25 protein-coding genes are annotated in these 25,709 nt (G+C 57.9%); 8 read left to right on the forward strand and 17 right to left on the reverse strand.

The features are described 5' to 3' along the window. Positions 1 to 15: 15 nt before the first annotated feature. Together ABVN21_RS08485 and ABVN21_RS08490 are read right to left on the reverse strand one after the other, a co-directional pair. Complete coding sequence (locus ABVN21_RS08485) at positions 16 to 1,761, reverse strand: phosphoethanolamine transferase CptA (RefSeq protein ID WP_339555736.1); 1,746 nt, start codon at positions 1,759 to 1,761, stop codon at positions 16 to 18. Positions 1,762 to 1,961: 200 nt separating this feature from the next. Next, positions 1,962 to 2,138 (reverse strand): DUF6026 family protein, encoded by a 177-nt coding sequence (locus ABVN21_RS08490; protein WP_339555735.1) that lies wholly within the window; start codon positions 2,136 to 2,138, stop codon positions 1,962 to 1,964. A gap of 274 nt (positions 2,139 to 2,412) precedes the next feature. On the opposite strand from ABVN21_RS08490, the gene gnd reads away from it, so the two are divergent. The 3 genes from gnd to ABVN21_RS08505 are packed head-to-tail and all read left to right on the forward strand — an operon-like array spanning position 2,413 to position 5,746. Beyond that, entirely contained in the window at positions 2,413 to 3,393 is a 981-nt protein-coding gene (gene gnd / locus ABVN21_RS08495; RefSeq protein ID WP_353637233.1) for a phosphogluconate dehydrogenase (NAD(+)-dependent, decarboxylating), read from the forward strand. Further along, on the forward strand, positions 3,390 to 4,913 hold the full coding sequence (zwf, locus tag ABVN21_RS08500; RefSeq protein ID WP_339555734.1) for a glucose-6-phosphate dehydrogenase: 1,524 nt from the start codon (positions 3,390 to 3,392) through the stop codon (positions 4,911 to 4,913). Before gnd ends, zwf begins: the two co-directional genes overlap by 4 nt. Then, positions 4,910 to 5,746 carry an HAD family hydrolase gene (locus ABVN21_RS08505; protein ID WP_339555733.1) on the forward strand — a complete coding sequence of 279 codons (837 nt, stop codon included), beginning with the start codon at positions 4,910 to 4,912 and terminating at the stop codon, positions 5,744 to 5,746. The genes zwf and ABVN21_RS08505 overlap by 4 nt, the downstream gene beginning before the upstream one ends. Before the next feature lie 5 nt (positions 5,747 to 5,751). Here ABVN21_RS08505 and nhaB read toward each other — a convergent pair whose 3' ends face one another. The 3 genes from nhaB to ABVN21_RS08520 form a co-directional block, all read right to left on the reverse strand. Beyond that, complete coding sequence (gene nhaB, locus ABVN21_RS08510; protein ID WP_339555732.1) at positions 5,752 to 7,254, reverse strand: sodium/proton antiporter NhaB; 1,503 nt, start codon at positions 7,252 to 7,254, stop codon at positions 5,752 to 5,754. A 53-nt stretch (positions 7,255 to 7,307) separates the two neighbouring features. Next, positions 7,308 to 8,621 (reverse strand): hypothetical protein, encoded by a 1,314-nt coding sequence (locus ABVN21_RS08515; protein WP_339555731.1) that lies wholly within the window; start codon positions 8,619 to 8,621, stop codon positions 7,308 to 7,310. 285 nt (positions 8,622 to 8,906) lie between these two features. Next, entirely contained in the window at positions 8,907 to 9,173 is a 267-nt protein-coding gene (locus ABVN21_RS08520; RefSeq protein ID WP_339555730.1) for a hypothetical protein, read from the reverse strand. Positions 9,174 to 9,515: 342 nt separating this feature from the next. Between ABVN21_RS08520 and ABVN21_RS08525 the strand changes: the two genes are divergently transcribed. Beyond that, entirely contained in the window at positions 9,516 to 10,841 is a 1,326-nt protein-coding gene (locus ABVN21_RS08525; protein WP_339555729.1) for a sigma-54 dependent transcriptional regulator, read from the forward strand. Positions 10,842 to 10,882: 41 nt separating this feature from the next. Here ABVN21_RS08525 and ABVN21_RS08530 read toward each other — a convergent pair whose 3' ends face one another. The 9 genes from ABVN21_RS08530 to ABVN21_RS08570 all read right to left on the reverse strand — a co-directional run bounded on the left by ABVN21_RS08530 (position 10,883) and on the right by ABVN21_RS08570 (position 19,513). Continuing rightward, positions 10,883 to 12,160 carry a hypothetical protein gene (locus ABVN21_RS08530; RefSeq protein WP_339555728.1) on the reverse strand — a complete coding sequence of 426 codons (1,278 nt, stop codon included), beginning with the start codon at positions 12,158 to 12,160 and terminating at the stop codon, positions 10,883 to 10,885. 46 nt (positions 12,161 to 12,206) lie between these two features. After that, complete coding sequence (locus ABVN21_RS08535; protein WP_339555727.1) at positions 12,207 to 12,959, reverse strand: hypothetical protein; 753 nt, start codon at positions 12,957 to 12,959, stop codon at positions 12,207 to 12,209. 33 nt (positions 12,960 to 12,992) lie between these two features. Further along, positions 12,993 to 13,673, reverse strand: coding sequence for a C39 family peptidase (locus ABVN21_RS08540; protein WP_339555726.1), 681 nt, complete (start codon positions 13,671 to 13,673; stop codon positions 12,993 to 12,995). Positions 13,674 to 13,734: 61 nt separating this feature from the next. After that, positions 13,735 to 15,273 carry a heme utilization protein gene (locus ABVN21_RS08545; protein ID WP_339555725.1) on the reverse strand — a complete coding sequence of 513 codons (1,539 nt, stop codon included), beginning with the start codon at positions 15,271 to 15,273 and terminating at the stop codon, positions 13,735 to 13,737. A gap of 50 nt (positions 15,274 to 15,323) precedes the next feature. After that, a complete protein-coding gene (locus tag ABVN21_RS08550; protein ID WP_339555724.1) occupies positions 15,324 to 15,896 on the reverse strand; it encodes an adhesin in 573 nt (190 codons plus the stop codon). A gap of 1 nt (position 15,897) precedes the next feature. After that, the gene (locus ABVN21_RS08555; protein WP_339555723.1) at positions 15,898 to 16,335 is read right to left on the reverse strand and encodes a hypothetical protein; all 438 of its coding nucleotides are present in this window, start codon (positions 16,333 to 16,335) and stop codon (positions 15,898 to 15,900) included. A 353-nt stretch (positions 16,336 to 16,688) separates the two neighbouring features. After that, positions 16,689 to 17,219 (reverse strand): AAA family ATPase, encoded by a 531-nt coding sequence (locus ABVN21_RS08560; protein WP_339555767.1) that lies wholly within the window; start codon positions 17,217 to 17,219, stop codon positions 16,689 to 16,691. Then, complete coding sequence (pnuC, locus tag ABVN21_RS08565) at positions 17,216 to 17,779, reverse strand: nicotinamide riboside transporter PnuC (protein WP_339555722.1); 564 nt, start codon at positions 17,777 to 17,779, stop codon at positions 17,216 to 17,218. Before pnuC ends, ABVN21_RS08560 begins: the two co-directional genes overlap by 4 nt. 99 nt (positions 17,780 to 17,878) lie before the next feature. Further along, on the reverse strand, positions 17,879 to 19,513 hold the full coding sequence (locus ABVN21_RS08570; protein WP_339555721.1) for a methyl-accepting chemotaxis protein: 1,635 nt from the start codon (positions 19,511 to 19,513) through the stop codon (positions 17,879 to 17,881). A gap of 261 nt (positions 19,514 to 19,774) precedes the next feature. Between ABVN21_RS08570 and ABVN21_RS08575 the strand changes: the two genes are divergently transcribed. Together ABVN21_RS08575 and ABVN21_RS08580 are read left to right on the forward strand one after the other, a co-directional pair. After that, a complete protein-coding gene (locus tag ABVN21_RS08575) occupies positions 19,775 to 20,605 on the forward strand; it encodes an undecaprenyl-diphosphate phosphatase (RefSeq protein WP_339555720.1) in 831 nt (276 codons plus the stop codon). Then, complete coding sequence (locus tag ABVN21_RS08580; RefSeq protein ID WP_339555719.1) at positions 20,602 to 21,030, forward strand: DUF1294 domain-containing protein; 429 nt, start codon at positions 20,602 to 20,604, stop codon at positions 21,028 to 21,030. The genes ABVN21_RS08575 and ABVN21_RS08580 overlap by 4 nt, the downstream gene beginning before the upstream one ends. Before the next feature lie 62 nt (positions 21,031 to 21,092). On the opposite strand, the gene ABVN21_RS08585 is transcribed toward ABVN21_RS08580, so the two are convergent. Beyond that, a complete protein-coding gene (locus tag ABVN21_RS08585; protein ID WP_339555718.1) occupies positions 21,093 to 21,452 on the reverse strand; it encodes an MmcQ/YjbR family DNA-binding protein in 360 nt (119 codons plus the stop codon). Next, entirely contained in the window at positions 21,449 to 22,357 is a 909-nt protein-coding gene (locus ABVN21_RS08590; protein ID WP_339555766.1) for a LysR substrate-binding domain-containing protein, read from the reverse strand. The genes ABVN21_RS08585 and ABVN21_RS08590 overlap by 4 nt, the downstream gene beginning before the upstream one ends. A gap of 130 nt (positions 22,358 to 22,487) precedes the next feature. On the opposite strand from ABVN21_RS08590, the gene ABVN21_RS08595 reads away from it, so the two are divergent. Both ABVN21_RS08595 and ABVN21_RS08600 read left to right on the forward strand, forming a co-directional pair. Next, positions 22,488 to 23,099, forward strand: a complete 612-nt coding sequence (locus tag ABVN21_RS08595) for an FMN-dependent NADH-azoreductase (protein ID WP_339555717.1) — start codon at positions 22,488 to 22,490, stop codon at positions 23,097 to 23,099. Between the two features lie 167 nt (positions 23,100 to 23,266). Beyond that, positions 23,267 to 24,304 carry a dienelactone hydrolase gene (locus ABVN21_RS08600; protein WP_339555716.1) on the forward strand — a complete coding sequence of 346 codons (1,038 nt, stop codon included), beginning with the start codon at positions 23,267 to 23,269 and terminating at the stop codon, positions 24,302 to 24,304. 110 nt (positions 24,305 to 24,414) lie between these two features. Here ABVN21_RS08600 and ABVN21_RS08605 read toward each other — a convergent pair whose 3' ends face one another. After that, positions 24,415 to 25,602 (reverse strand): MFS transporter, encoded by a 1,188-nt coding sequence (locus ABVN21_RS08605; protein WP_339555715.1) that lies wholly within the window; start codon positions 25,600 to 25,602, stop codon positions 24,415 to 24,417. Positions 25,603 to 25,709 lie beyond the last annotated feature (107 nt).

The following is a 25,709-nucleotide window of genomic DNA, read 5'->3' on the forward strand; positions in this document are numbered from 1 at the left end:
TGCGGTGTATCAGAACTACTTTTGAGCGACTTCGGAAACCACTGGCGCCACTTTGGGCTTGATCAGGCTGAAGTCAATCAATGGCCGTTGCTGCCGTTCGTAAGGGTTGCCGATCAGCAACGGTCGTGGCTTGAAGCTGTCGCTGACCACGCTCTTGCTGCGATCCAGTTCATCGAAACTCAGGCCCGCCAGATCCGCCCAGGTATGGATCAGATGCGAGCTGCTATACGGCCGCGCCAAATCACCTGCAAAGCTCCAGTCATGGCTTTCGCGCCATTTCGGCGACGCCCAGGCCATGAACGGAATGGTGTACATCGGCGCAGTCGGCTTGCTCTCGTTGCGCCCAAGGGTGCTATGCCCAACGGAATCGAAAACGTCTTCGCCATGGTCGGAGAGGTACAGCAGGAAACCATTCGGATCAGTCTTGGCGTAATCCTTGATCAGGCTCGACACCACGAAGTCGTTGTACAGCACCGCGTTGTCATAGCTGTTGTAGGTCGGCAATTGATCGTCACGCACGCCCGCCGGAACGCCGTTGCGGTCCTTGAACTTGTCGAAGGTTGAAGGATAACGGTACTGGTAGCTCATGTGCGTGCCGAGCAAATGCACGACGATCAGCTTGCGCGGCGCGGCGTCTGCCAGGGCCTTGTTGAAGGGCTCGATCACGTCGCCATCGTACTGGGCGGCGTTCTGGTTGCGATTGTTGTTCAGGTACACCTGCTCGTCGGCCTGCTCGGAGAAGGTCGTGAGCATGGTGTTGCGCTTGGTCATGGTCTGCTGATTGGTGATCCAGAAGGTCTTGTAACCTGCCTGTTTCATCATGCTCACCAGCGACGGCGTTGACAGGTACAGCTCGGGATTGTCCTCGTCGGCGAACGTCAGCACCTGCTGCAACGCCTCAATGGTGTAGGGGCGCGGGGTGATGACGTTGTCGAAGACCGACAATTGATCCTTGAGCTTGTCGAGCTCCGGGGTGGTTTGCCGAGGGTAGCCGTACAGGCTCATGCGCTGACGGTTGGTGGATTCGCCAATCACCAGCACCAGGGTCGCGGGCTGGTTGGCCATCGAGTCCTTGAGGTTGTGCAGCGGCGGGATCTTGCTGGCACTGTCGAGCATGTCCTGCATGCCGGCCAGGGTGTCCAGATATCGGTGATAGGCCACGGCCATCTGCCACGGCACTGCGGGCTCGATGCGGGTTTCGAATTTCTCGAAGCCGTCGGCGAAATTGCCGGTACGCATCGTCTGCTTGACCAGCGGATAACCGATCACCGCCACTACAATGGCTGTTGCGGCAACCAATGCCTGGCCGCGAGGCAGGTACACCGGGCGCAAGCGTGTCCACAGGAAATAGGCAAAGGCTGTGTGAGCGAGGAAGGCGAGCACCATCCACCAGGCAAAGTACTGAGTCATGTACTCGCCGGCTTCAGACACGTTCGACTCGAACATGATGAAGATGACGCTTTGCGAGAATTCCTGCTGATAGATGAAGAAGTAACCCAGGCTGGCCATGGAACAGGCCCACAGCACCACGCCGATCAGCGCAGCCATGACACGCGTTTGCTTGGGGAACAGCAGCATCGGCGCAAGCCAGATGGCACTCATCACAAAGGCTTGGCGGAAGCCGGTGAAACCGGAGGTGCCCGTCAATTGGATCAGCAGTTGGGTGATGCCGGAAAAATACCAGAAGAACAGGAATAGCCAGAGAAATCCTGCCCAATCGAAACCTTTCGCAGACGTCTCGCTGCGTTTAAACCAAGCCATTCCACGCTCCAGCCAAAATTCACTTCCACCGCCAGGCCACAGATGCAGCCGACGAACGGAGGGCGCACGGAAACCGGGCGGCCACAAGGACCGTGAGTATCAACAAGGAGATGTGAAAACTTCGTGAGTTGCCAGGACTGGCAAAGATCGATGGCGTATCGGAAACAGCGAACGGCTGCTTCCGATTCAAGCGAGGAGAGTCAGGCGTGGGGAGCGCGTTGGGTGACGGGTAAGGGCTGTTGGCCCTGGACCAGCATGCGCAGTTGCGCAAGCTCATGCTTCAACTGATCGCGCTCGTCTTTCAACTGGCGCAATTCATCGCGGCGGATACTGACGTAAAGGGTTTGTACTGGCAGTGCGGTGTGTACTGTGCCCATTGCTCACCTCGCAAATGGCGTGTCTCAACTGTAGGAGTGCCCCCGAAATCAGAGGCTGACCTACTATCGGCGCCAATTTTGATTTCTTTTGCTCCCGAAGGGAACTTTTTTATTTTTCATGGTCGTTGTGTCTTCGGCACGATTCCCGACGTTATCAATCAGGATCGGGCACAATGCCCGGAAACTTCACGCCAACGCTCTGGACTAACCCTCATTAGTCGCGTTGGGCTATAACCATTGACACACATTTATTTGTAGTAGGGAGCATCAGCACATGCAACTCGGGATTATTGGACTGGGCCGCATGGGCGGTAATATTGCGCGGCGCCTGATGCTCAACGGGCATACCACCGTTGTGTACGACCGCAATACCGCCTTCGTCGAGACCCTGGCTGAAGAGGGCGCTACCGGCGTCGCCGATTTGCCAGCCCTGGTCGCTGGCCTGGCCAAACCACGAGCGGTGTGGGTCATGCTGCCGGCAGGCGCACCGACCGAAGACACCATCGACACCTTGAGCACCTTGCTCGAAGCCGGCGATACCATCATCGACGGCGGCAACACCTTCTATAAGGACGACATCCGTCGCGCGAAAACCCTTGCGGAAAAAGGCCTGCACTACATCGACGTCGGCACCTCCGGCGGCGTATGGGGCCTGGAGCGCGGTTACTGCATGATGATCGGCGGCGATGCCGAGACCGTTACTCGCCTTGATCCGCTGTTCAAGACCCTGGCCCCGGGCATGGGCGACATTCCGCGTACCAAGGACCGCAAGTCCGATGACGATCGTGCCGAGCACGGCTACATCCACGCCGGTCCTGCCGGTGCCGGGCATTTCGTCAAGATGATCCACAACGGTATCGAGTACGGAATGATGCAGGCCTTTGCCGAAGGCTTCGACATCCTGAAAACCAAGTCCAGCGAAATCCTGCCGCCAGATCAGCGTTTTGACCTGAACGTCGCCGACATCGCCGAAGTCTGGCGTCGTGGCAGCGTAGTGTCCTCGTGGCTGCTCGACCTGACCGCCGACGCCCTGGCCAGCGATTCGAAACTCGACGGTTATTCCGGTTCCGTAGCGGACAGCGGTGAAGGCCAGTGGACCATCGAGGCCGCCATGGAACAAGCGGTGCCGGTGCCAGTGCTGTCGAACTCGCTGTTCTCCCGCTACCGCTCGCGCGGCCAGGGCACCTTTGGCGACAAAGTCCTCTCCGCCCAGCGCTTCGGCTTCGGTGGCCACAAGGAGACTGCGAAAAAATGACCCATGGGATCCGCAGGAAATCCAAGACTGAACCCGCGCCACCCACCACGCTGTTCCTGTTCGGCGCCCACGGTGATCTGGTCAAGCGCCTGCTGATGCCGGCGCTGTACAACCTCAAGCGCGACGGTTTACTCGGAGATGGACTGCGGATCATCGGCGTTGACCACAACGCCATCAGCGATGAAGGTTTCGCGAAAAAACTCGAAGACTTCATTCGCAGCGAGGTGGCCGCCAAAGTGGGCAAGGGCGATCAGTCCCTTGATCCGGACGTGTGGGCCAATCTCGCCAAGGGCATCAGCTACGTCCAGGGCGACTTCCTGGACGACAGCACTTATCAAGCGCTGGCGGCGAAAATCGCCGACAGCGGCACTGGCAATGCGGTGTTTTACCTGGCCACCGCGCCGCGTTTTTTCAGTGAAGTGGTGCGCCGACTCGGCGCGTCCGGTTTGCTGGAAGAAAGCCCCGAAGCGTTCCGCAGGGTGGTGATCGAAAAACCCTTCGGTTCCGATCTGCAAACCGCCGAAGCCTTGAACGCCTGCTTGCTCAAGGTCATGACGGAAAAGCAGATCTATCGCATCGATCACTACCTGGGCAAGGAAACCGTGCAGAACATTCTGGTCAGCCGTTTCTCCAACAGCCTGTTCGAAGCGTTCTGGAACAACCACTACATCGACCACGTGCAAATTACCGCCGCCGAAACCGTCGGCGTGGAAACCCGTGGCAGTTTTTACGAACACACCGGAGCCCTGCGGGACATGGTGCCCAATCACCTGTTCCAGCTGCTGGCAATGGTGGCCATGGAGCCACCGGCCGCGTTCGGCGCCGATGCGGTTCGCGGCGAGAAAGCCAAAGTGGTCGGGGCGATCCGTCCCTGGTCGGTGGAGGAGGCCCGGGCCAATTCGGTTCGCGGCCAATACACCGCTGGCGAAGTCGATGGCAAGGCACTGCCGGGTTATCGCGAGGAAGACAAGGTGGCGCCCGGCAGCACCACCGAAACCTATGTCGCACTCAAAGTCATGATCGACAACTGGCGCTGGGTCGGCGTGCCGTTCTACCTGCGCACCGGCAAGCGCATGAGCGTGCGCGACACCGAGATCGTCATCTGCTTCAAACCGGCGCCCTATGCGCAGTTCCGGGATACCGAAGTCGATGAGTTGGCGCCGACGTATCTGCGGATTCAGATTCAACCCAACGAAGGCATGTGGTTCGATCTCCTGGCCAAGCGGCCCGGGCAGGCCCTGAAGATGGATAACATCGAACTGGGGTTTGCCTACAAGGACTTCTTTGAGATGCAGCCATCCACCGGCTATGAAACCCTGATCTACGACTGTCTGACCGGCGATCAGACGCTGTTTCAGCGTGCCGATAACATCGAGAATGGCTGGCGTGCCGTGCAGCCGTTCCTTGATGCCTGGCAGCAGGACGCCACGGTGCAGGGCTATGCTGCGGGTGAAGATGGACCGCAAGCGGCCGAAGGATTACTGACTCGCGATGGACGCGTCTGGCATGGGCTCGGATGAGTGAACTGACGCAACAGCCCGTTCGTTTCCTGCTCAGCGACATGGACGGCACATTGTTGTTGCCCGACCACAGCCTCAGCCAACGCACCGTTGACGCGGTGCGCTCGTTGCGCGAAGCCGGCGTCCTGTTCAGCCTGGCTACCGGCCGCCCACCCAAGGCCATGCTGCAAGTCATTGAAGCCCTGGGCGTCGATCTGCCGACGGCAGCGTTCAATGGCGGCACCCTGGTAAATCCGGACGGCAGTCTGCTGATCGCGCATTATTTGCCCGCCAATGCCGCGTTGACCTCGCTGGCGTTGTTTGCCGATCAACCGGACATTGAGGTTTGGGTCTTCAGTGGGGGCGACTGGTTGGTGAAAGATCCGGGCGGCCCGATGGTGCCACGGGAGCAACATGGCCTCGGTTACCCACCGGTGACGGTCGAAAGCTTCGAGCCATTTCTTGCCCGCATCGACAAGATTGTCGCGGCCAGTAACAACACCCAATTGCTGGTTGAACTCGAGGCACAGTTACTGCCCAAGGTGGAAGGGCTGGCCCAGGTTTCGCGCTCGCAACCGGTGTATCTGGACGTCACTGCGATGCAGGCCAACAAAGGGGACGCGCTGGCGACACTGGCCGAGTTTCTCGGCGTGCCGCTAGAGCTGACGGCGGCCATGGGCGATGGTGGCAACGACCCGGCCATGTTCCATCGCGCCGGGTTGTCGATTGCCATGGGGCAGGCCGAGGACGAAGTGAGGCGCCAGGCTGACGTGGTGACGGGCGCCAACACCGAGGACGGTGCGGCGCAGGCTATTGAGCGCTACATCCTCCCTCGGATAAGCCCACATTCTTGATTGTGTTACAGCCAGAAACTCACGGCGTACCAGCCTAAAACTCCCATCACCACGGTATACGGCAACGCCATCCACACCATCCGTCCGTACGATAGCCGAATCAGCGGCGCAATCGCCGACGTCAACAGAAACAGAAACGCAGCCTGGCCGTTCGGCGTCGCCACGCTTGGCAGGTTGGTGCCCGTGTTGATCGCAATGGCCAACGTTTCGAAATGCTCACGGCTCATGTGCCCGGAGATGAACGCCCGCTTCACTTCAGTGATGTAAATGGTCGCCACGAACACGTTGTCACTGATCGCCGAGAGCAGGCCGTTGGCGATGAACAGCATGCCCGGTTGTTGATCGGCCGGCAGGGCCAGTACCCACTGGATCAGCGGTGTGAACAGTTGCTGATCATGAATCACTGCGACCACGGCGAAAAACACCACCAACAAAGAGGTAAACGGCATGGCGTCCTTGAACGCGGTGCCCAGACGGTGTTCGTCGGTGATCCCGGTGAACGCGGTGATCAACACGATCACCATTAAACCGATCAAGCCGACTTCCGCTATATGAAACGCCAACGAGGCGATCAGGATCAGCGCCGCCAACCCTTGCACGATGAGCGCAGCACGCTGGCGCGCAGTGCGTTCGGCGCTGTCTTCGGCTGCGTAGTTGGCCAGCACGGCGCGGACGTTATCCGGCAGTAGCGTGCCGTAACCGAACCAGCGCAGTTTCTCCAGCAGCACGCAGGTCACGAGACCCGCCAACAGCACTGGCAGCGAAACCGGGGCAACCTTCAGAAAGAAATCCGAGAAATGCCAGCCCATCTCATGACCGATCAACAGGTTCTGCGGCTCGCCTACCAAGGTACACACACCACCCAGCGCCGTACCCACTGCGCCGTGCATCAGCAGGCTGCGCAGAAATGCGCGGAACTGATCAAGGTCACCGTGGTGAAGGGTGGGCAGATTTTGATCGTCGCTGAATGCGCTGTCCTGACGAGGATCGGTGCCCGAGGCAACGCGGTGATACACCGAGTAAAACCCGACGGCGGCGCTGATGATCACCGCAGTGACGGTCAATGCATCAAGAAAAGCCGACAGAAACGCTGATAAAAAGCAGAACATCAACGCCAGCAGCGCCTTGGAGCGCACTCCGAGCAACAGGCGCGAGAACAGAAACAGCAACAGGTCCTTCATGAAGTAGATGCCGGCCACCATGAACATCAGCAGCAGGATCACCGGGAAGTTGTGCACCAGTTCATCGTAGAGCGCTTGTGGAGTGGTCATTTTCAGCAGCAACGCTTCAACCAACAACAAGCCGCCGGGCATCAACGGATAGCACTTGAGCGCCATGGCCAGGGTGAAAATGAACTCCAGCACCAGCAACCAACCGGCCGCCACCGGACCTGCGGTCCACAGCACCAGGGCATTGAGAATCAGGAAGCCAACAATACAAGCCTTATACCAGCGAGGAGAGTTACCGAGAAAGTTATGCGCGAACGCCTGGGCCATGGAGCCGGACATTGGCTACTCCTTGTATATAGAAGCGCGCAAGTTGCCGTAAGCAGAAAGGAAGATCAAGTGTAGGAAAAATACTTCGGCCTATCCGTGTAGCGTGCGACAACCGCTTTGTAATTGCCATCCAGCGAATAGCCGCCTACGACGATACTTCCATCAGCCTGAACCGCCACTGAAGTTGCGGTATCCAGACTGCGACCCAAGCGGGTACGAACCCAGCCATTGCCATCGCCAAAGTTGAGATCAAGCAGTCCGTCCGGGCGGTATCGACCCAGAATGAAGTCGGCCTCAATGCCGCCAATTGTCGCGCCCACCGCGATAATGCTGCCGTCCGCCTGCAACTGAACGGCGGTCCACTGACAGCCAGTGCTACCGATTTCAAGCAACTGGGGTTGACCGCTGTTGCAGTGATGGTTCGGGCGCCCGTTGTCGTGCACTTTCAGGGCGAGGCAATGCATCGGGTCTCGGCTGCTGCCAAAACAAAGCACATCACCATTGCCTTGCTGGACGATCTGGCTGACCTGCGCACTTTGCCCTTGAGCCTTGAAACTCATGAAGCCGTCCACGGCAAAACTGACGTCGAGTCTGCCATCGGTGCGATAACGGGCCAAAAAGCCTTCTTCAGGTAAATTGATCGATCCGCCGACCAGGATCCGACCGTCGCGTTGTAACCGCAGGCTGCTGAGCCAGGTGTTCAACAGTAAGTGCCTGACCATCACAAAACCACGACCATTGAACGAGCTGTCCAATGAGCCGTCCGGTTCGAGCCGAATGAGCATGCCGGCATGATCGGCCAGTTCAAAATGATGGTTGGCCACCAACAGGATTCGTCCGTCATCCTGCACGGCAACATCACAGGCCTCGGCGCCCGGCACGCCTGGCGGCAGCCAGGCATCGCGCACGCCGTGGGACAGATTGCCCGGCAGACGCACCACGCAACGTCCATTGTCGCCAAAACCTCTCACCGGGCGGCCCTGCTGGTCAAACAGCGCCAGCGCCGGAAGGGTGCAATGCGCATTCTCGTAGTGCAGGCCGGCGAGCAGGATACTTCCGTCGGACAGAACGTGAACCTTTCCCCCCATGGCTTCGAAGCCAGGTTCAAATTGGCCGATGACGCTACCTTGATTGCCGAATTGCAGATCGGCCGAACCGTCATCCAGCAAGCGGGCCAGGCCAAAGCGGCTACCGCCAGGTGTGCCGACCTTGGCGGCCACCAGCAAACGACCCTCGGGATCCAGGGTGATTCCGTTGGTCATGCTTGAGGTGCTGCGGGCGAAGTACACCTGGGTCTTGCCGTTGGTGGCATAGGTTTGATCGAGTTTCCCGGCAGTATCAAGTAGTGCAGGGAATCTGAAAATGGACTGGATTGACATGAACGCATCTCCTTGCGAGTCGTCCTGATCCAGATGTTGGGGTGGCGACTGAATGTGGAGAACATTCAATCCCTGAATGATTAAACGCACAACTGTCCGAACTTACAGGCGGAGGGTCGCTGTGTGCCACAACAGTGTCTTTTCGAACCTTTGGCAAGCCTGCATAGTATTCAGGCGAACTTGTCACAAATAGATGTGTATCAAAAGTACAAGTGGCTGTGATTAGCCAAGCAACTAATGACAAAAAGAAGGGCGCGGATTACTCCGGAGTAATCCGCAAAAAACTTAGTGCGGCATCGACCACGATTGAAGCTTGTAGCCTTCTTTGCTTAGCTCGGCACGGGCTTGTTCCAGTAGTTTTTCAAGTTGTGCCGGATCGGTGTAGGCACTGATCGGGATCAGCTTGCGGCCTATACTGTTTTCTGTGCGATCGATAACGGTGAGGCTGAGTTCGCCGTTGCCATCCTGTGGCGCCCAAGCCACGCAGTGGAACGGCTGGAATGCGCTGTCGGCAATCAAAAGAGCTTCGTTGATACGGAGCGGGGCGGTCATAGAATGTTCTCTCTGTGTGCCCAATCAAGTGATGTGCCGACGGTTGGGCTTACCGTTCGGCAGTTATTGTACTGATGCCCGCAACCCCGGTTCAGGTCACACATGATCAAAAGAAATTTCAACTTTCTTTCATATGCCCGATGTTGCGGCCTGCATTGAAAGGTAAATGAAAGGTTTGGACTCGATAGGTAACTAACTATCGCGCTTCTTATAACTAGTTACGTAATAGCCCTATAGTCAAACGATACAAGACCACGTCAAATTCTTGCTAACGTTACAGCCAGGTCTGCCAAATGACTGTTTTTAATAATATTTCCTAGAATTTGGCGCCAAGGAACAGTCATGAGCGAAGCTCCTGCCTTACGACGTCTATTAGTGGTTGATCCTTGCGACGACTGCCATCGCCTGCTACCGGGATTACGTTCCGTAGGTTGGGACGTTGACAGCTGTACGCTGGGTAACGCTACCGATCGAACCTGCGACGTTGGTTTGTTACGCCTACAACCTTTCCATCTTGAGCACCCGGATGCGGTCAAAGAGGTGATCAGCCGCAGTGGCACCGAGTGGATCGCCGTGCTCAATCAGGAAGTCCTGCGCCTACAGAATGTCGGGGACTTTGTTTGCGAGTGGTTTTTCGATTTTCATACCTTGCCGTTCGATGTCTCCAGGGTTCAGGTCACACTGGGCCGCGCCTTTGGCATGGCGCGCCTGCGCGGGCAGGGTACGGTTCATATCGATAAGCTTGAACACGAATTGCTGGGCGACAGCAAGCCTATACGCGAATTGCGCAAGTTATTGAGCAAACTGGCGCCCACCGAGTCACCGGTGTTGATTCGCGGTGAAAGCGGGACAGGTAAAGAACTGGTCGCCCGCACGCTGCACCGGCAATCCCTGCGTCACAATAAGCCCTTTGTCGCGATCAATTGCGGCGCGATACCCGAGCACCTGATCCAGTCCGAACTTTTCGGCCACGAGAAGGGGGCCTTTACGGGCGCTCATCAACGCAAGGTCGGGCGGATTGAAGCGGCTAACGGCGGCACGCTGTTTCTCGACGAGATCGGTGATCTACCCCTGGAGTTGCAAGCAAACCTGTTGCGTTTCCTCCAGGAAAAGCACATCGAGCGAGTAGGCGGCAGTCAGCCGATTCCCGTGGATGTTCGGGTGTTGGCCGCGACCCATGTCGATCTTGAAGAGGCGATCGAGAAGAAACGCTTTCGCGAGGATCTTTACTATCGCCTGAACGTGTTGCAGGTGGCGACCGCCCCCCTGCGTGAGCGCAATGGCGATCTGTCGATGCTGGCCAACCACTTTTCCCATTTCTACAGCCATGAAACCGGCCGCCGTCCGCGCAGCTTCAGTGAAGACGCCTTGATTGCAATGGGCAAGCATGACTGGCCGGGCAATGTTCGCGAGCTGGCCAACAGGGTGCGTCGCGGGTTGGTACTGGCCGAAGGCCGGCAGATCGAGGCGCGAGATCTGGGGCTGATCAACCATCATGTCGTTGCCGCGACGATGGGCACGCTGGAAGATTACAAGCACCAGGCAGAGCGCCAGGCCTTGTGCGATGTACTTAATCGCCACAGCGATAATCTGAGCAATGCCGCGAAGGTGTTGGGGATATCCAGACCAACGTTCTACCGCCTGCTGCACAAACATCAAATCCGCTAAAGGAAGATCAAAGCCCCGTCGAAACGGGGCTTTTTTGTGGGTCAGAAGTAGTAAGGGAATTTCAGGCTGAAGGAGAAGTCTGGCGAATCGTCAGTCAGGCCAATCGCCAGGTTGGGAACGATCGTCAGGTTATCCGTTGCGGCCAAAGTCATGCCGATGTTGAAGTTGGCCGAGTTGTAATCGCTGTTGGTGATCGATTGCCAATCCCCCCCATCCGGCTTGATCTTGCTCTTGCGGGCGAATTGATCGGTGACCGAGAACGACATACTCATCTTCTCGTTCAATGCGAATGCTATGCCGCCACCGATCTGCCAGGAATCGCCCAGTTTCACGTCGCCGGGTACTTTGGAGTTGACCTGAGGACTGATGTCGCTGAAAGAATCCTCCATGTTGTAGGTGTAGGCCAGGCTGCCGAACAGCACGGCGGGGTCGAAAGTCTTGACCAGCGAGATGCCCGGCGTGATCGACCAGACACCGTTGCCGGTCGGCAGGTCCTCGGGTACCGAGAGGTTATCGTTGCCCGGGTCACTGACCAGCTTGATGCCGTACGGGTCATCACCGGTGGGGGCCTTGACGCGCAATGTCACGACGGCGTCGGGCAGGTTGGCCGACTCATCCAGAAACTTGTAGGCAACGCCAACGTTCACATCGCCGATAGTCGGGTCGCGGGTAACGGTTGCGTCCGACGTCACCGGGCCGGCGCCACCCGCGCCACCAGAAGAATACGTCGATTCGCGATAAACCACGGGAACGTTAATGTCGAACTGCCAGCGCTGGGCCACGTTGTAACGGGCGGTCAGGTCCAGGGTCCAGTTATCCGCCTTGATGCGGTCAAGGTTGATGTTGCCGAGAAAAATCGAGTCCAGTGCCAGAAAGCCGTTGAGCGTCAGCGCACGGGTATCGTAGTGCGTGTAGGTCAGGCCGGTTTCGACGCTGAACTTGCCGCCACCAAAGAAGCCACTGGCTTCGTCATACAGGTTGGAAACGCTTTGTGCCGGTTCCGAATCGTCCTTCAGCGACTGGCCATAGGAACTGCCTGTTGTTCCAGGCGCACCCGAGGCCACCGTTTGACCCTTGGGCGCTTCGGCGGGGGATTTGGTCAGGCGTTTGGGAGCCGGTGTGGCAGGTGCTTCTTCGACTTGGCGAACGCGTTGCTCCAGTACCATCAACGCGTTCTGCTGTGCTTCGTAACGCTGTTTCAGCTCCATGAGTTCTTGTTTTAGTGCTTCTACCTGGGGATCCGGTGCTGCGTATAGCAATGTGGCCGGGGCCAGGCTACTCAAACAAACGATAGTTCTTAACGTTAAAGATCGGTGCATGGGTTAGCCGTCCCTTCTGACTACATCTGATGAGACTGAGCGTAGATCAGAATCCCGAAGTGCGAAGGCCTTTGAGCTGGTCCAGGTTGCCGTTCAGCGCGCCTGCGGTCGGCACGTTGTCACGCAGCACGACATTGAGGGACGTGAGGTTGCGGACCTGGTTGCTACTGCCAAGCAAAGTCGTGTTCTGCATCAGCCCACCCTGGGCAAGGCGTTGTACGGTACTGCCCTGATTGTTGTTGGCCACGATGTTGAGTTGCACCCCGGTACCGGTCGAGGAGATGCTCATCGAACCCGCACCATTGGCGCCTGTCAGCGTAGAGCCGGCCGCCAATGCCTGGCCCTGTTCTTGCGCTGCTGGCGCCTGATTAGCCTTGCTGACGTTGATATCAACGTTGTTATAGGCAGTGTTGTTGTCGCCGGCCGCCCGCACGACTTGAGTGACGCCTTCGGTTGTGTTGAGTCCGCTGCCACCGGTGACGGTGCCAGTACCGGTGCTGCTGTTTTGCGTACGCGATGAGCCACTACCTTTTTCGTCGATCATCGACACATAGAACTGCGGCTTGATGGTCGATTGCTGAATTTGCATCGAGGAAGTGGCCCCGATCACTTCACCATTGGCGTTTTGCCAGGTGCTGGTCATGGCAATGCCGAAACTGATGATCCGTCCTGGCATCACAAAGCGGCCGCGCAAGACCGACAATTCCTGATCATTCAATTCAATGGGTTTAAACGTCTCGGCGTGAGTCGGCAGACTGGCGGCCAGGCAAAGTACGGCCAGCCAGATTGGAGTCTTCATGGGATGCTCCTGGAGCGTCGTGCTCCCTTGTTATTAGAAGAAGTCGCTTTGGATGAATCCGAAATCCATCAACTCAGCGTCTTGCACCGGGCTGAAGGCGTTGACTCGATTCTTGGCGGTGAGTGGCAGGGGGGGATCGAGCAACGCATTGGTTTTGTCGTAGCCCTGGCCGATGACGGCGAAGATGATGCCGTTCCAGCCTTTGACAAAATCGTCGACTTTGTAACGTTTATGTCCGAGTACCGGATCTCCGATATACACCCAGCCGTTATGAACTCTTTGCATGACCACAAAATGCTTGTAGCCACGGATGTCCATGAGTACCACCACCGGGATTTTGATTTCGCTCAAGGTTTCCTGGGCTACACGGTAGCCACGGGCCCGCATGCCGATACTTTCCACGTAACGCTTCATGTCCAGCATGGAGAAACCCTGGACGCGGACAAGGTCGTGATCGGAGTTTGCCAGCATGCCTTCAATGATTTGTTCTTCATTCACGTCCAGCCAATAAGCCTGACGCAAGATGGTCGCCAGCGCAGCGGCACCGCAACTGAAGTCGGTTTTTTGTTGCACCAGGTCTGAAAATTTGCGCTCGCGGATGCTCTGGATTGGCTTGTACACCACCGCTCCGCCCGGCAGGATGGAAAGCGGCATTTGTGCAGCCTCGATCACACCGGCCACGCAAAGCAGAAATGCCAAGGCGATAATGCGCATGATGGGATGCCTTCTTGTTATGTTTGAAAAGGCCCCCGTAAGGGGGCCTCCATAGACAGCATTAGAACGATTGGTTGGAGATGGCCAGCGAGTTGCTTTGTTGGTTGCCCACACCAGCAGCTACGTTGACGCCCAGGTTGCCGCTGCCGCCGTTCACCGAACCGCTCAGGGTTGCAGTGTTGGTCACAGGGTTTGCCCAGCCAGTTGGAGTCAGCACTTGATAGGAGTAGGTGTTACTCAAATCATAAGAGCTGCTTTCACTGAAGCTTTTCGCTTTGTCATACGCAGATTCGGACGACTTGCTGCCCGATTTGTCGTACGAAGAGGCGGTCGATTTCTCGTATGAGCTATCGAACGATTTTTCGAACGAGGAATCGCGCGATTTGTCGTACGCAGATTCGCGCGACTTGTCATACGAGGAGTCGCGAGACCTGTCGTACGAGGAATCGCGTGTACGGTCGAACGAGGAATCGCGCGAACGGTCGTACGATCTGTCTACCGATGCGTCAAGCGAAGCGCCAAGCGAAGCGGTAAGCGATCCTTCGGAGCTGCTGCTGCGGGTGCGATCGCCGAAGCCAAAATTGACGGTAGTGGAGTTGGAAGCCGCCGTAGAAGCGTCCAGCGAAGCGTCCAGCGAAGCACTCAAAGTAGTGTTCGAAGAACCACTGGCACTACTGCTGTTGGTTCCGCTTGCAGAGCTGCTGTTGGAACCGCTTGCAGTGCTGCTGTTGGAGCCGCTCGCAGAGCTGCTGTTGGAACCACTCGCATTGCTGCTGTTGGATCCGCTCAGGCTAGCGCTCAGAGAACCGCTGGAACTGGCGTTTTTGGACCCGGCTGCAGCCCAGCTCGAAGAAGCGCTTTGACTGCCGCTGGCTTCGAAGGACTTCTCGCGAGAGAAACTGCCGGTGTTGGTATTGGTAACGGTGATCGTATCTACACGGTAGGTCCGATCAGCGTTGTTATTGACTGTCAGGCCAGGACCGTTTTGAACAGCGGTCGCGGTGGCGGTTGCGCTACCCAGTGGGGCATTGGCGTTGGCAATTGCCATGGTGTTTTTCTGCTGGTTCAGATCGCCGCCAGCAATGTTGACACCGACGTTGCCGCTGCTGCCACCGCCGGAGCCGCTCATCACGGCAGAGTTGGTGGAGCCAAAGTTGTCGACGCGGTTATCGTTGCTGACTTGCCTCACGTCAGCGGTGGCGTTGGCCATGCCGAACACAAAGCTGTTATCGATCGCAGCGTTGTCTGAGGCGGCGTTGGCGATGGCGGCGGCGTTGTCTTGTTGGTTGCCGGCACCGGCCGCCACGTTGACACCGACGTTGCCGCTCGCGCCTGCGGCCGAACTGCTCATCTCGGCCGAGTTTTCTGTCCCTTCATTCCAGATGCTGTTACCGGTACTGTTCTGCCGGTCAGTCGCATTGGCTGTTGCGGAGATAGGAAGCATCCTTGCAGGAGGGGTTTGGTTTTGTTGACCGTTGCCGTTACCGTTACCGTTATTTCCATGGTGGTTCCCGTCACGACGATCGGCAGCTTGTACAGCAACAGCCATGACCGCAGCAATTGCGAAAACCAGAGGCTTGATTGCCATCGAAGGTTTCATGGTGATTCTCCGTACTTATTTTAGGTTAAGTGTTGTTTTTACCTATGGGGTCAATCCACGACCCGTACGCTGAAGGTGTTGGCCATTCGGTTTCCCACCCCGGCGCTCTGATTCAACTGAATTACCCCACGGCTACCGGTGAAAGCCTGGTCACTGGTAGTGACCTGGCGATTGCCGCGTGCAGAGTCAGTTGGATCGGAGTTGATGAGCAGCGCCACGTTCTGTTGCATGAGGACGCTGTCGTCGAGACTTTGTGGCTGAGCACCGACGCTGATGCGCAGTGCGTTGGCTTGCTGGTTGCTGGTGCCAGAGCTCTGATTGACGCCCAATGCGCCGTTGCCGTGGCTGAAGGAGTCGCCTTGAATGCTCGATCGGGCATCGATCCTGGGATCGACCACCGTACGCATCCGCTGGCGTATCTGGGTGGTCGCGGTGGCGCCACGGCCAACCGCGATGGCCCGGACGTTGGCTTGTTGCTGCAGATCGCCGGCAGCCTGGTTGACCGATAGGTTGCCCTGGTACTGCGAACCTGAACCGTCGATGTCGGCATTATCGATGACAGGAGACTGGGCGAAGGACGATACACTGCAAAACATGGCGATAAGCAACAGCGAACGATTCATCTCAACGGTCTCCCGTCAGGATTTTCATAGCGCCCATGCCTTGCTGGATGCTCGAATTGACCATGTTGGCGATGCCGCTTCCGGAATTCCCCGAACGCCCGGCGGGGAGATTGGATAGCTGGGTCTGGGTGCTGATATTGCCGCCCAGGTTGTTGGTGTTTTGAGTGACCAGGCGGGAGATGCCCGCACCACTGGCGACGCCGGCAAAGTCGCCGTCAGTCAACTCGCTCGTTTGCCTGAGCACTTGTTGAGACGGGTTGGCATTGACGGTTGTGGGATTCGGGTCGGGAACGAGCGGCGGCACCGTTGCGTTGCGCGTCTGGACATCACGGGTGATGGTGATGATGCCGTTGTCAGCCTGGACAGGCAGGCAGACCGTTGAGCCCAATGCGCATCCGATCAGCAGTAGTCTAAGAATGGGTTGATCAATTTTCCCCACGGCGGCAATTCCTTCTGTAAATGAAACGCTGGCCCTTATCAGCGTTGCGAGGAAGAGAGCAGAAGGTGTGCCGTTTTTGGATTATTTATTTAAATCAGATACTTACAAATTTTGTCCGGGAACCTGAAGAGCAAGCTGTTACAAGCGTGAGACAAAACTTTGCGCGCGCGAGCGTCTAAATCGTTTGCGCGGCTCTAGATCGGGGGTTGTGGGGGAGTGTTTCAACGCCTTAACAGATAAGGGCATTGCAGGCGAGGACTCGGCAAATCGGTCGTTTGAGACCGCATGGGTGTTTCAGGAATGGACAACTTTTACCCGAAACCGGGGAGAGTGCCGGGTGAAATCCCCCGAAATCAGGGGTTGCAGCCAAGCAGCTGTCCCACCGCGGTGAACGCCTGAGAGCGACGCGTAACCCAGTCGCCGTGCAGGATTTGAACCGGTTGCCGATGTTTTTCCAGCCAGGCCTTAGTCATGTTGAAAAACGCCTGACGCTCACTGAGTTCAGGCTGGCAACGCTGACCGTCGTCGGTCCATTCGACGTTTTCGGGCGACAACAGCAGATGCAGGTCGTACCGCCGGGCCAGGAGTGCTTGCTCGATCCAGGCTGGGCAGTCGCCGAAAAGTGTCTGGCTCCAGAGAATATTGCTCAGTAGATGCGTATCGAGGATCAGCAACTGCGGCCGACGCTCGCGAGCCTCATCCTCCCACGTCAGCTGACCACGGGCGATTTCAGGAATGTCCGCCAGGTTTGTGTCCCGGGGATTCTGTTCGATGAACCAGCGTACATACTCATCCACCAGGACCCCGCAAAAATGCGCCTGCAGCTCGGCCGCCAACCAGCTTTTGCCGCTGGACTCGGGACCGGTGAGCACCAGGACTTTCATGTGCGCAACGCCGGCGCCGCGCGCCATTCGCGCCAGCCTTGCACCGCAAGCAGCAGGAAGAGGCCATACAAGGCGGCGGTCAGATAAAGCTCTTTGTACACGAACAGGCCGACGAAGATCACATCCACCGCGATCCACAGCGGCCAGCATTGAACGCGTTTTTGCGCCATCCAGACTTGCGCCACCAGGCTGAAGCCGGTCAGTGCCGCATCAAGCCAGGGCTGGGCGGCGTCGGTCCAGTGAGCCATTGCGGCCCCCAGCAACAAACTGCCAACCGCCCCAAGCACCAAGCCCATCAGCACTGCCTGCGTGCCAAGTCGACTGACCTCGCGCCCTTGCTGCGCCACGCCTGCCCGAGTCCACTGGCGCCAGCCATAAATCTGCAAACCGGCGTAAATAACCTGGAGCAACATGTCCGAGTACAGCTTCACCTCGAAAAAGATCCAGCTATATATAAGCACCATGACCAGGCCGATTGGCCAGCACCAGGGGTTCTGTTTGACCGTCAACCAGACGGCAATGACACCGAGGGCGGCGGCAAACAGTTCGAGCCCGGACATGGGGGTTCCTTCGGAGAAATTGGAGAGGGTGCGGATTGTACCCGAAGATCAAAAGATCGCAGTCCTGAAGGAGATGCCTCAGGCTGCGATCTTTTCTGGTTAAACCCGGAACTGCTTGAGCAGCCCGTTCAATTGCTCACTCAGCCCCTTGAGTCGAACACTCGCCGCGCTGGATTGCTCAGCGGCCAGGGCGGTGCTGTGGGATAGACCGGCGGCCTGCGTGACGTTCTGGTTGATGTCCTCGACGACGTGCGCCTGCTGCAAGGTCGCGCTGGCAATCGACGCATTCAGTCCGTTGAGGTTGCGCAATGCCTGGCCGATTGCATTGAGGCTGGCACCGGCCAGTCCGGCTTGCTCGATGGTCAACTGTGACGCCCGGCTGCTGTCGCCGATCACCTTGACCGCCGCTTCGGAATGACTTTGCAGCCGTTCAATCATCGACTGGATTTCCGCCGTGGACTTTTGCGTGCGCTGGGCGAGCAACCGAACCTCGTCGGCCACCACCGCGAAACCGCGACCTTGCTCACCGGCGCGGGCTGCTTCGATGGCCGCGTTAAGCGCCAGCAGGTTGGTTTGCTCGGCGATGGAACGGATCACTTCCAGAACGCTGCCAATCTGCGTGCTTTCCGCAGCCAGGGTGCGGATCACTTCCACAGCTTGATCGATGGTGGAAGACAAGGTGTCGATCTGTTGCAGGCTGCCATCGATGTTGACCTGGCCTTGTCGCGCCTGAGCTTCGGCATCGCGCATTTCGCTGGCGGCATGCTCGGCGTTCTTCGCCACATCCTGGACGCCGTAAGTCACTTCATTAATAGCAGTGGCCACCAGTTCCATCTGTTGAGACTGTTGCTGACTGCGTTGCTGGGCCTGGGTGGCATCGTTGCCCAATTCGCTGGACGACTCGCCGAGCGCGCTGGCGGATAGCTGCAGCTCACTGATCACCAGGCGCAATTTCGCGGTGAAGGCATTGAAATGACGTGCCAGTTGCGTGACTTCATCCTGGCCATGGGTATCGAGGCTGCGGGTCAAGTCGCTTTCGCCGCTGGCGATGTTGGCCATCGCGTTCACGGTTTCCTGAAGCGGACGGACGATGCTGCGGGCGATCAGCATCACTAGCGCGACCATGACCAGCGCGATCGCCAGGCCGACCATCGAAGCTTTCCAGACCTGTCCATAGAACTCGGCTTGCATGTCATCGATGTAAACGCCCGAGCCAATCACCCAGCCCCAAGGCTCGAACAGTTTGACGTAGGAGGTTTTTTCCACCGGCGCACTGGCGCCCGGTTTTGGCCAGCGGTAATTGACGATCCCGGCGCCCTTGCTCTTGGCGACCGCGGCCATTTCGTTGAATACCGCAAAACCGTCCGGGTCGCGGATTGCCGAGAGGTTCTGGCCATCGAGTTTCGGGTTGGCGGCGTGCATGACCATCACAGGTGTCAGGTCGTTGATCCAGAAGTAATCGTTCTGGTCATATCGCAGGCCCCGAATGGCCGTCAGTGCTTGCTTCTGGGCGGCGTCGCGGGTGAGCGTGCCGGCGGTTTCCAGATCGTGGTAGTAGGTGAGGACGCCACTTGCGGTTTGCACCACGTGTTGGGTTTTCTGGGATTTGGCGACATACAAGTCGTCATGAATCTGCTTGAGCATCAACACGCCCAACGCTAGTAGCATCATGACGGCCACGATCAAGATGAGCCACAAACGCCGGCTGATCGACATATTGCGCAAGCTGTTCATACCGCGGTGCTCCATTTCTTGTTCTTGTAATAAATGATCGCCAGCGTTCAGCCGTTCCGACTACCCGGCAGCGCTATTCAGACTTGTCTGATAGGATTTCGGCCCCGCGCGGAAAAACCTGAACCCAAATTGATTTTTCACCAAATCTTTTGTGGTTTTATGTGATCTTGTGCGCGCAGGGCTTCAACAGCGCTGACCGTAATAAACGTTTTGAAAAATACTATTGGGGCATGCACTGTCGCATAGCCTTTTGGGGGATTGATGGATCTTTGGACTGCCTTTCAGGCGTTGATACTTGGGGTTGTGGAAGGACTAACGGAGTTTCTGCCGATTTCCAGTACCGGGCACCAGATTATTGTCGCCGACTTGCTCGACTTCGGTGGTGAGCGTGCGATGGCTTTCAACATCATTATCCAGCTCGGGGCAATACTGGCGGTGGTGTGGGAATTCCGCCGGAAGATTTTCGATGTGGTCATCGGCTTGCCGACCCAGCCCAGCGCGCGACGCTTTACTGCGAACCTGTTGATTGCCTTCTTGCCCGCTGTGGTACTGGGGGTGGTATTCGCCGACCTGATCCACCATTACCTGTTCAACCCGATCACCGTCGCCACCGCATTGGTCGTGGGCGGTATTGTCATGTTGTGGGCTGAGCAGCGCCAACATGAAGTGCATGCCGAGACGGTGGACGACATTACCTGGAAAGACGCATTGAAAGTCGGTTTCGCCCAGTGCCTGGCGATGATTCCGGGCACCTCGCGCTCCGGCTCGACGATCATCGGCGGGCTGTTGTTCGGTCTGTCGCGTAAAACCGCCACCGAGTTTTCATTCTTCCTGGCGATGCCAACCATGGTCGGCGCGGCGGTGTATTCGGGCTACAAGTATCACAAGTTGTTTGTGCCGGCGGACTTCCCGGTGTTCGCCATTGGCTTCGTCACCGCCTTCATTTTTGCAATGATTGCCGTGCGTGGCTTGCTCAAGTTCATTGCCAGTCACAGCTATGCGGCGTTTGCGTGGTATCGCATTGCGTTTGGCTTGCTGATTCTGGCTACCTGGCAATTCGGCTGGGTCGACTGGACCGCGGCCAAGCCATGAGTGATGCCAGCGGGCGCAACAATTCCGGACGCTATTCGGGCGGAGAGATCCGTCATCCGAGGTTGAAACTGCTTGTGTTCGCGATCCTGTGTGCGCTGCCGCTGTTCGGTTCGATGTCGTTATGGTTGCGCGGGGTTTCGCTGATTCCCCTCGCGGCCTACGGCATCGTCAGCGTGGTGGCGTTCTTGCTGTACTGGAGCGACAAACGCAAGGCTCGCGCCGACACTTGGCGCACGCCGGAAAACGTTCTGCATGCGCTGGAGTTCGCTGGCGGTTGGCCGGGCGCGCTGCTGGCACAGCAGGTGTTTCGGCACAAGACGCGCAAAATCTCTTTTCAACTGGTGTTCTGGGTCATCGTCCTGCTGCACCAGGTGTTCTGGATCGACATGCTGTTTCTGGGTGCAAACCTGCTGGCGTTGTTTTGACGATGCAATCTCGGGGCGAGGGAACTTGCTCCAGCAAGCGCCCTCGCCACAGGTGACTCGTTTTAAAGCAGCAACCCGATCTGGGTGCGTTTGGGCAACTTGCTGGCCACCAGTTGATGGGAGCGTTGCAACAAACCTTGCAGCTCTTCGGTACCCAGTGGATAAGGCGTCGCCATGATGATCCACTGGGCACGGGCCAGATACGGTGCCGGATGAATGCCGGGACGGTCGCAATGGCCGAGAAACAAGTCCTTGTCGACCTTGAAAGCCAACGACGCACCTCGCAGGTTTTGCAAGGCGAACATCTTGTTGCCGGCAATCGAAAACACCCGCACGCCGCCCCATTTGTAGTCTTCCCGTGCCCCGGGCAATGCCAGGCAAAAAGCCGCGACATCCTCTTCGCTCATGCGTCCTGCTTTCATATCAATCGGTCCCCGCAGGCATTGAATGTTTCAATCAAATGGTCGAGCCAGGCGCGTACGGCCGGCATTACCCCTCGCCGATGAGGGTAGACCGCTTGCAACCAGCCACCCGGCAGCGACCATTCCGGCAACAACTGCACCAGTGACCCGTCGGCCAATTCCTGCTCGCAGTACATCATGGGCAGCGTGGTAAAACCCTGGCCGGCGAGGGTGCAGGTCTTGCGCACGATGAAGTCGTCGATGCCCAGGCGCGCCTCCATGGCCAGATCGTGGCTTTTGCCCTGGCGATCCACCAGGCGGATGTGCACCATGCGATCGGGTTCGAGGGCGCCGAGTACCGGCAGGTCTTTCAGGTCATCGGGGTGGTTAATCTGATGCCCCTGGAGGAAGGCGGGGCTGGCCACCACCAGCATTTGCGCCTGACGCAAGCGGCGGGTTACCAGCAGCGGGTCTTCGTCGCCCGGTTCGCGCACGCGTAACGCGACGTCCACACCTTCGGTGACCAGGTCGACGCGGCGATTGACCAGCATCACCTCCAGTTGCACCTGGGGGTATTTCTCCAGAAAGTTACTGATCACCCCCGGCAGCATCTCGTGGGCCAGGCCGACCGGTGAGGACACGCGCAAACGCCCACGGGGTTCGCTGGACATGCTGGCCACCGCTTCGTCGGCCATTTCCGCTTCCAACAGCATTGCCTGGCAGTGCCGCAGATAGCGTTCGCCCACGGCAGTGAGTTTGAGTTGGCGGGTGGTGCGTTGCAGCAGGCGTGCACCTAGACGTTCTTCAAGCTCAGCGATGCGTCGAGACAGACGCGACTTGGGAATGCCCAGCAAGCGACCGGCCGCGGCGAAACCGCCGGCCTCCACGACTTTGGCGAAGTAATAAAGGTCATTGAGATCTTGCATTGGCATGACTCGATCGTTCTATCAGTGAGACAAACTATCGCATTGTTGCACGCTAATCAGCTATTGGTTTCGTCTGTAGGATTGTCTCCATCAGATCGCCCTGGCGGCGATCCTCACCTGGAGAACCCACATGAAACTGCTGCATATCGATTCGAGCATTCTTGGTGACAACTCGGCTTCCCGTCAGCTCAGTGGCGAAGTTGTAAAAGCCTGGCAAGCCGCCGAGCCGTCCGCCGTGGTGACCTACCGCGACCTGGCCGCCGATGCCATCAGTCATTTCTCTTCGACCACGCTGGTTGCCGCTGGCACCACTGCTGAACTGCGCGACGCAGCGCAACAACATGAAGCAGACCTGAGCGCGTCGACCTTGGCCGAATTCCTCGCCGCCGATGCCGTAGTGATTGCAGCACCAATGTACAACTTCACCATTCCGACTCAACTGAAGGCCTGGATCGACCGTGTTGTGGTTGCCGGCCAGACCTTCCGCTACAACGAAACCGGCCCTGAAGGCCTGTGCGTTGGTAAAAAAGTAGTGATCGTTTCGACGTCCGGGGGCCTGCATGCGGGTCAGGCGACCGGTGTCGCCCACGAAGAATACTTGAAGGTAGTTTTCGGCTTCATCGGCATCACCGACATCGAGTTCGTCCGCGCCCATGGCCTGGCTTACGGTGACGAAGTTCGCGCCAAAGCCATGAGCGACGCCCACACGCAGATCAGCGAGCAGTTGTTCGTCGCCGCGTAAAGCTTGCATAAAGACAACTGCCGTTCAGGCAAAGCCTCAAAAAACTCTGTATTCTGGATACGCAAGTACCAGGTACGGAGTTTTTTGTTTCTGGTCGTTTCAGATTGTGGCCCAAGTTATGCAGCCGAGGTTCACGTCTCTAGTCCGGTAACAAGGTGGGGCATCCCATGGTGCGTCTTTGTGCAACTTTACTGATTTGCCTGCTCAGCAGCCTGAATTCAGTGCACGCAGCGCCTGCGCCGCATCCTCACTGGAGCGTCGGCTTCCATGAGCTGAGCTTTCTCGATCCGCTCGACCTGCAGCCGATGCGCGCCATTGCGTTTTATCCGTCCAGCGAGCAAGAGCATTCCAGCAAGCTTGAGGGTTACACGGTTGAAGCCGGCGAAGACACCAAAGTCGCCATGGGCCGTTTCCCGATGCTGATGCTGTCTCACGGCAATACCGGAACCCCGCTGGCCCTGCATGATTTGGCAACGTCCCTGGCACGCAAAGGCTTCGTGGTGGTGGCCGTGATCCATCCCGGTGACAACTCCAAGGACCACAGCCGTCTCGGTACCTTGAGTAACCTTTACGGACGGCCGATCCAGATTTCCGAAGCCATCACCGCGACGTTGGGCGACCGCATGCTCGCACCCTTCGTCAATGCCGATCAGGTGGGTGTCATTGGCTATTCGGCGGGCGGCGAAACGGCGTTGATCCTGTCCGGCGCCACACCGGATCTGGATCGTCTGCGTCGTTACTGCCAGGAACGCCCGGATGACCGCGATGCCTGTAACACCCAGGGCGAATTGATCGTCGACCGTGATGACCTGCAACCAGTAGCCGATCCGCGCGTCCATGCGTTGATGCTGATGGCGCCGTTAAGCCTGAAGTTCGGTCGTCAAACCCTGGCCGATGTGCATGTGCCGGTTCTGCTTTACAGCGGTGACGGCGACAAACTGGTGGCGGTCGACAAGAACGCCGCGGCGTTGGCGCGCAAGTTGCCCGTCGCACCGGACTTCAAATTACTGGCCGGGGCAGGGCACTTCGTCTTCATGGCGCCGTGCAACGACGAACAAATCGTCATCATGCCGGCACTGTGTACCGACGCCGATGGTGTCGATCGCGAAGACATTCACCGCAATCTCAGCACCGAAGCCGGACGCTTTTTCTCCCGCACCTTGGGCAAGGCGACGCGGGCCGGAATGCAAACCGCCGATCAATAACGAATATACAAATCCCTGTAGGAGCCGGCTGCTGGCGATCCGGCCTTGAGCTTTGCACCGATCTTTCAGATCGCCATCGCCAGCGAGCCGGTTCCTACAGGGTGTGGGCATCAAGTCATGGCGCGGTGTTTGAGCAACAACGTCAAGCCCAAGCCAGTCACCGACAACACCGCCGCACTAAAGAAAATCCACACGTACCCCAGATTCAGCGCCACCGCGCCCATCAACGGGCCGGCAATCGCCAGTGCCAGATCGAAAAACACCGCATAGGCGCTTAACCCGGCACCACGACTGGAGTTGGGCACTTGCTTGATCGCTTCGACACCCAGCGCTGGATACACCAGCGACAAGCCGAATCCGGTGAGCCCGGCACCGATCAGGGCATAGCCAGTCGAAGGCGCCAGCCACAGCAATACCAGGCCCACCGTTTCAATGGTCATGCAGGCAATAGCCGAGGTAAACCCGCCAAAACGGCTGATGCTGGAAATGAACATCAGCCGCGCCAGGATGAAGCAAACGCCGAAAACGGTCAGGCAGTAAGCCGCGCCGGTCCAGCCGCGGTTGACGTAATACAGCGTGATAAAGGTTGTCAGGGTGCCGTAGCCAATGGACGCCAGGCTCAGGCTCGCACCGAATGGCGCGATGCGTCCGAACACCGCCCAGAAAGGCAAGCGCTCACCGCGAACCACCGGCACCGATGGCTTGTTACGGATCAGCACCAGCGCCGCCATCGCCAACACTGACAGGGCAATCCCCAGGCTGGCGAAGCCCAATTGATCGACCATGACTACCCCCAACGGCGCACCAATGGCTATCGCGCCATAAGAGGCTATGCCGTTCCAGGAGATCGAGCGTGCAGTGTGTTCGGCGCCCACCTGGCCCATGCACCAACTGATGGTGCCGACGCCGATCAACCCTTGGGCGATGCCCAGCAACAATCTGCCGACGATCAGAATCAGCAGGCTTACCAGCGGAAAACTTTGGAGCAAGGTCGAGAGCAGCGTCAGCGCGCCGCTTAATACAATCCCGGACAAACCATAAATGATCGCGCGCTTGGTGCCGATGGTGTCGGACATGCGCCCGGCCATTGGGCGGCTAAGCAGTGTGGCGAGGTACTGCGAGCCGATGGTCAGCCCCGCAATGACCGCACTGAAGCCAAGTTGCTCATGAACATAGCCCGGTAACACCGCAATTGGCAGGCCGATGCAGAGGAAAGCGATAAAGGTATAGAAGACGATAGAGACGATCTGCAGGGTGATCGCCATGGAGCTTAGCGGGGGTTGTTGCTGCGCAGACATGAGGGCTCGTTCGCGGGCGGCGGTGGGAGAACTGCATGATGGCTTCAGTATGGAATAAAAGGAAGCTGGCTAACGATTAAAACATTGCAGCCTGCGGCAGCTCTTGC

The organism is Pseudomonas sp. MYb327 (genome assembly GCF_040438925.1).
Lineage (GTDB): Bacteria > Pseudomonadota > Gammaproteobacteria > Pseudomonadales > Pseudomonadaceae > Aquipseudomonas.